The 6199-nt window shown below is 55.3% G+C and carries 7 protein-coding genes; all 7 read right to left on the bottom strand.

Features of this window, described 5'->3' with window-relative positions:
* The coding region (locus AB7E14_RS18980; RefSeq protein WP_428169796.1) for a hypothetical protein at positions 1 to 120 on the bottom strand (120 nt) is incomplete at its 3' end.
* Positions 121 to 313: 193 nt separating this feature from the next.
* The gene (gene cpsB, locus AB7E14_RS18985; RefSeq protein ID WP_043000191.1) at positions 314 to 1750 is read right to left on the bottom strand and encodes a mannose-1-phosphate guanyltransferase; all 1437 of its coding nucleotides are present in this window, start codon (positions 1748 to 1750) and stop codon (positions 314 to 316) included.
* Between the two features lie 3 nt (positions 1751 to 1753).
* On the bottom strand, positions 1754 to 2977 hold the full coding sequence (gene wcaI, locus AB7E14_RS18990) for a colanic acid biosynthesis fucosyltransferase WcaI (RefSeq protein ID WP_316962528.1): 1224 nt from the start codon (positions 2975 to 2977) through the stop codon (positions 1754 to 1756).
* Positions 2974 to 3453, bottom strand: coding sequence for a GDP-mannose mannosyl hydrolase (locus AB7E14_RS18995; RefSeq protein ID WP_316962527.1), 480 nt, complete (start codon positions 3451 to 3453; stop codon positions 2974 to 2976). The genes wcaI and AB7E14_RS18995 overlap by 4 nt, the downstream gene beginning before the upstream one ends.
* A 2-nt stretch (positions 3454 to 3455) precedes the next feature.
* Positions 3456 to 4421: a GDP-L-fucose synthase gene (gene fcl / locus AB7E14_RS19000; RefSeq protein WP_043000188.1), complete on the bottom strand. Its 966-nt coding sequence runs from the start codon at positions 4419 to 4421 to the stop codon at positions 3456 to 3458.
* A gap of 2 nt (positions 4422 to 4423) precedes the next feature.
* A complete protein-coding gene (gene gmd / locus AB7E14_RS19005) occupies positions 4424 to 5545 on the bottom strand; it encodes a GDP-mannose 4,6-dehydratase (protein ID WP_043000187.1) in 1122 nt (373 codons plus the stop codon).
* Between the two features lie 144 nt (positions 5546 to 5689).
* Positions 5690 to 6199, bottom strand: a 510-nt coding sequence (wcaF, locus tag AB7E14_RS19010) for a colanic acid biosynthesis acetyltransferase WcaF (protein ID WP_428169795.1), incomplete at its 5' end; no start/stop codon positions are given.

A 6199-nucleotide genomic window follows, 5' to 3' on the forward strand; every position in this document is an offset into this window, starting at 1 on the left:
GGTTTTCGGCTTCAGAAATTCGCCGTAAGCGCGACCAATCCGCCACGCAATCTCTTCGTTCAGCTCTTCGCCCAGCCTGCCGCGAATATCGTAGGCTTTGAAACAGGTTAATTTTGTCATGTTTTTACCCTTATTCAGGCAACAGTTGTCCCTCTCCGGACTGGAGATATTTTTTGTAAAGTACATAACCATTAGATTTCGCGTTGCAGGAAGGCGGCGACTGCGCGTATCCCCGGGAGCTTAGTCAACGAAGTGACCGGGGTGCGTAAAGGAAGCCAACGCATCTGCGGCGCGAAAGATGATGGTTAGGGCGTCACACCCGGCCGTAGCGATCCTCAAACCGCACCACATCATCCTCTTCGAGGTAAGAACCCGAGCGCACTTCAATCAGATCGAGTGGAATTTTCCCTGGGTTTTCCAGACAGTGGGTGGCTCCCAGCGGAATGTAGACAGACTCGTTTTCACCGAGCAGTTTGATCTCACCGTCAATGGTGACTTTCGCAGTACCCGCCACCACCACCCAGTGTTCGGCGCGGTGGTGGTGCATCTGTACCGACAGCCCTTCCCCTGGTTTCACGGTGATGCGTTTGACCTGATAGCGGTCACCGGCGTCGATGGAATCATATTTCCCCCACGGACGGTACACTTCGCGGTGAATATGGTGTTCGTGGCGGCCATCGGCTTTGATTTGTTCAACCACTTTTTTGACGTCCTGCACCGCGTTACGGTCGGCAATCAGCACCGCGTCTTTGGTCTGCACCACCACCAGGTCTTTCACGCCGACGGTGGTCACCAGTCCCGATTCGGCATAGACGTAGCTGTTTTCGGTTTTATGGCTGATGACGTCGCCGTGATGGACGTTTCCCTCAGCGGTATGGGCGCTGATTTCCCACAGCGAGGACCAGGAGCCGACATCGCTCCAGCCCGCATCCATCGGCATCACCACCGCATCCGCCGTGCGTTCCATTACTGCGTAATCGACAGATTCTTCCGGACACGCCAGGAACGATGCTTCATCCACGCGGATGAAATCGAGATCCGGATCGACCACGCTCATCGCGTTTTCGCAGGCTTCCAGGATATCGGGACGGTATTTTTTCAGCTCTTCCAGATAGCGTCCGGCACGGAACAGGAACATCCCGCTGTTCCAGTAATAATCACCGCTGGCGACATAGGCCTGCGCTGTTTCCAGACTCGGTTTTTCCACAAACTGCGCAACGTCAAACGCCACGGCATCGTTAACGCCGGGGGTGACATCGCCGCGACGGATATAGCCGTAGCCCGTTTCCGGCAGATCCGGAACGATACCAAACGTGACCAGCTTTCCGGCTTCGGCGTACGGCATTGCGTTGCGCACCGCGTCGCGAAAGGCCTCTTCGTTGGCAATCACGTGATCTGCCGCCAACACCAGCATCAGCGGGTCGCAGTCCGGACTGTGACGTTTTGCCGCCAGCGCCGCTAATGCAATGGCCGGCGCGGTATTACGTCCCGCCGGTTCAAGAATAATGTTCTCCGTCAGTTTATTAAGCTGACGCAACTGCTCCGCGACGATAAAACGATGCTGCTCGTTGCAGATCACCACCGGACTTTCGCACTCCACGCCGTTAAGACGACAAATGGTCGTTTGCAGCATGGTGAGATCGCCTTTCAGGCACAGGAACTGCTTAGGATAAAGTACACGGGAAAGCGGCCATAAGCGGCTACCGGAGCCACCGGCCATCACAACCGGATAGAGTGTTGTCTGACTCATAATTTAATCCCGAATATCATTCATAAATTGACGTAGCACATTCTCTTTATCGAGCGTGCGTTCGGCATATTCACGTGCCACCGTGTTGTTTTTTGGCATGGTGAGCGCCATCGTTATCCCTGCCACCAGCGCATCGACCGATTCCGGCTCAACGCACACCGCAATGCCTGCATAGCGGTCGCAAAGCTGGCCGAGTTCCGTCTCAGGTTCTGCGGTAATCACCGCATTGCCGCCCACCGCCAGAATATTGGTCAGCTTGGAGGGCAGAACGGCATCCGCCGCCCCGCGTTTTTGCACCACCAGGTGGCAATCGCCCATCTTCAATAGCGCAGGCAGCGCCTCGTAAGGCTGCAACGGGAAAAACAGAACGTTGTGCAGACCGCGCTCGCGGGCCATTTTCTCCAGACGCGCTTTGCCGCCGCCCTGCCCGACGATAGCGAAAACCAGCGGCTGCTCATGCAGTTGTTCCGCCGCCGCAATCACGTTTTCCAGCCCTTGCTTCTCGCCGATATTGCCGGAGTAAAGAATGATTTTTTTGTCATCCGGCAAACCAAGCTGTTGGCGGAGGCTGATAACCTCGTCATCGTTAACATTCTGAAAACGGGCGACTTCTGACCAGTTAGGGAAGAAGATCACTTTCTCTGCCGCCACCCCTTTCGCCTGGGCTTTATTCATCATTGAGCGGGAGATGGTGGAGACATTGTCGACGTTATGCAGACCGCTACGTTCGAAAGCGGTCGCCAGCTGCGCCACTTTGCCGGTTTTACCGTTGCCTGCCAGACCGAGCCCCAGCATCGCATCGACTTCATAATCCTGAATGTGCAGCAACGTGCGGGCGCCTGAGAGTTTCGCCAGCAGCCGCATTCCCGGCGTGCAAAACAGCGTGGGCACCACGCCAATAATGCGATCCGGCTTCCAGCGACGCTGCGCTATCAGCGGGAAAAAGCTGCTGAGGGCGAAGCTGCCCAGATGCAGTAATCGTTTCAGTGTTGACGGCTGCTTTGGCACATACAGTGGGCAGCGCCAGACAGTGGCATCACCCTCTTCCCGGCGATAGCGCCAGGCTGAATAGCGCTCGCCCACTTTCCACTGCGGGTAATATGGCGGCGCGGTGATAACCCGCACGTCATGGCCTTCGCGCGCCATCCACTCCACCATTTCACCGGTGTATTTACCGATGCCGGTTAACTCCGGTGAGTAGTTGATGCCATACACAAGGATCCTCATAATCCCAGCGCCTTAGCCTGACATTCCGGCAAAAAATACGCCCGACTGTTGTCATGGACGTTGTCGCTAGCCAGCAACGCCGCGGGCGTCAGCCAGCAGTAAGCGCCGTGCTGCGCGTCAGGCAGAGGCAAACCATGCGCCTGCACCCGCAGACGGAAACCGAGCACGATGTAATGCGTTGAGAAGTCTTCACCGGAAAAGTTGTCGTCATAGAAATGCTGCCAGACGCCATAAAACTCCCCGGCAGACAGCGGCAAACGTAGCCCCAATTCGGCTTCGGTCAGGCGTTCGAAGGCCGCACTCAGCGGCTCATCTTTTTGCACCCGGCCACCGGGCACGAACCAGAAGCCCTGCGCCGGTCGGTTCAGTCGTTTACCCAGCAGAAATTCCCCCTGCGCGTTTTCCACGATCAAATCGAGGGAAACAAGCGGCGTGGAACGCACGACGGTGGCAAAATCTTCCTGACGTAAAAACATGTTTACCCCCGGAACCGATGCTGATTCTCAAGGAACCACTGATATGTGCTGGCAAGGCCCGCTTCCAGTGAGATCTCGTGATACCAGCCCAGCTGATGCAAACGGGTCACATCCAGCAGTTTTCGTGGCGTACCGTCCGGCTTCGTCGCGTCAAACACCACGCGGCCCTTGTAGCCCACAACCTGAGCGATGGTCTGCGCCAGTTCGCGAATGGTGCAATCCACGCCCGTACCGACGTTAATGTGCGACAGCATCGGCTGGGTGTTCTCCTGCCAGACTTCGCTGTCCAGTTCCATCACGTGGATGCTGGCGGCGGCCATATCATCGACGTGCAGAAACTCACGCATCGGCGTCCCGCTGCCCCACACCACCACGTCCGCCGCATTCTGCATGGTCGCTTCGTGGAAACGACGCAGCAACGCCGGGATCACGTGCGAATTGCTCGGATGGAAGTTGTCATGTGGACCATACAGGTTGGTCGGCATCACGGAACGATAGTCGCGCCCGTACTGGCGGTTGTATGACTCGCACAGTTTGATACCGGCAATCTTGGCAATGGCATACGGCTCGTTGGTTGGTTCCAGCGTGCCCTGCAACAGTTCACTCTCCGCCATCGGCTGTTTTGCCAGTTTGGGATAGATACAGGACGAACCGAGGAACAGCAGCTTATTCACGTTATGCAGATGTGCGGCGTGAATGATGTTGCTTTCCATCATCATATTTTCAAAGATGAAATCGGCCGGATACGTGTTATTGGCAACAATACCGCCCACCTTCGCCGCCGCCAGATAAACCTGATCGATACGCTCAGTGGCAAAGAAATCCAGCACTGCCTTGCTGTCCAGCAGGTTCAGCTCATCGCGGGTGCGCAGCACCAGCTCCACATCACCACGCTGCGCAAGCTGGCGGGCAATCGCGGAACCCACCATTCCGCGATGACCAGCGATAAAAATACGTTGTTTGCTCATTCTCAGGACTCCAGCGCGATGGCAACCTCGTAGCCATGAGATTTCAGCAGGGAGTGTTTCTTCGCCGCTTCCAGATCTTTAGCGACCATCTCGGAGACCATTTCCTGCAACGTAATTTCCGGTTTCCAGCCCAGCTTCTCATGCGCTTTGCTCGGGTCACCCAGCAGGGTTTCCACTTCTGCCGGACGGAAGTAGCGCGGATCAACGGCCACAATCACATCACCCGGTTTCACGCCTGGCGCGTCATGACCGGTGACAGAAACCACAATCCCTTTCTCTTCCACGCCTTCGCCTTCAAAGCGCAGTTTGATCCCCAGCTGGGCCGCCGCCATTTCGACGAACTGACGCACGGAATACTGCACACCGGTCGCGATCACGAAGTCTTCCGGCTGTTCCTGTTGCAGCATCATCCACTGCATTTTGACGTAGTCTTTCGCATGGCCCCAGTCACGCAGGGAATCCATGTTGCCGAGATACAGGCAGGACTCCAGCCCCTGAGCGATGTTAGCAATCGCGCGGGTGATTTTACGGGTGACGAAGGTTTCGCCACGACGCGGCGATTCATGGTTAAACAGGATGCCGTTACAGGCGTAGATACCATAGGATTCACGGTAGTTGACGGTGATCCAGTAGGCGTAAAGTTTGGCGACCGCATACGGCGAGCGCGGGTAGAATGGCGTGGTCTCTTTTTGCGGGATTTCCTGCACCAGACCGTACAGCTCAGAGGTCGATGCCTGATAGAAACGGGTTTTCTTTTCCAGACCGAGGAAGCGGATGGCTTCCAGCAGACGCAGCGTTCCCATCGCATCCACATCGGCGGTGTATTCCGGCGATTCGAAGGAAACCGCAACGTGGCTCATCGCACCCAGGTTGTAGACTTCATCCGGCTGCACTTCCTGCAGAATACGCGTCAGGTTGGAGGAGTCCGTCAGATCACCGTAGTGCAGATGGAATTTCGGGTTGCTCGCATGGGGATCCTGATAGATGTGATCCACGCGCTCGGTGTTAAATGAAGACGCACGACGCTTAATACCGTGAACTTCATAACCTTTTTCCAGCAGAAGTTCTGCCAGGTAAGAACCATCCTGCCCGGTAACGCCGGTAATGAGAGCGACTTTAGACATTTTATTACCTCTTAATTATCCCTTAAATCGTTCGGGTTATAGCAAGGCGGTGACGCCGCTTATCCAGGAGCTTACAGAAGTAAGTGACCGGATAATCAAGGAATGCCAACACCGCTACAACCCGAAACATGACGGGGAAACTGATTACTTTTCAACGCGTTCGCGTATCACAACTGCGGGATTGCCACGGCAAATCATATTTGCCGGTAGCGATTTAAAAACACTACTGCGCGCACCGACGACAGTGCCATCGCCTATCGTTACGCCTGGCGCCACAAACACATCCGTTGCCAGCCAGCATTTATCGCCAATCACAATCGGGGTGGCGTTAATATCAAAATGCGCGCTGGTATGATCGTGACTGCCGGTACACAAATAGCTTTTCTGCGAAACCACCGCATGGGCACCAATCGTAATATCGCCGAGCGTATATAAATTGACGTCATCCCCTACCCAGGCATAATCACCAATGGTTAATTTCCACGGATAGGTAATTTTCACCGACGGTCGAATGACTACGTTTTTTCCTATTTTCGCGCCAAACAGACGGAGCAAAAAAGCGCGCCAGCGATATAACACCTGCGGTGACCAGGAAAATAATGTTGCCTGTACGGCCCACCACAATTGCACTTTAATTACATTTCCGCCACGAAA

Source organism: Citrobacter sp. (assembly GCF_050252275.1).
In the GTDB taxonomy this organism is placed as follows: Bacteria; Pseudomonadota; Gammaproteobacteria; order Enterobacterales; family Enterobacteriaceae; genus Citrobacter_A; species Citrobacter_A amalonaticus.

Excerpts from the sequence above, each read along its gene's own strand:
- cpsB (WP_043000191.1), bottom strand. The coding sequence starts at position 1,750 with ATGAGTCAGACAACACTCTATCCGGTTGTGATGGCCGGTGGCTCCGGT.
- wcaI (WP_316962528.1), bottom strand. The coding sequence starts at position 2,977 with ATGAGGATCCTTGTGTATGGCATCAACTACTCACCGGAGTTAACCGGC.
- AB7E14_RS18995 (WP_316962527.1), bottom strand. The coding sequence starts at position 3,453 with ATGTTTTTACGTCAGGAAGATTTTGCCACCGTCGTGCGTTCCACGCCG.
- fcl (WP_043000188.1), bottom strand. The coding sequence starts at position 4,421 with ATGAGCAAACAACGTATTTTTATCGCTGGTCATCGCGGAATGGTGGGT.
- gmd (WP_043000187.1), bottom strand. The coding sequence starts at position 5,545 with ATGTCTAAAGTCGCTCTCATTACCGGCGTTACCGGGCAGGATGGTTCT.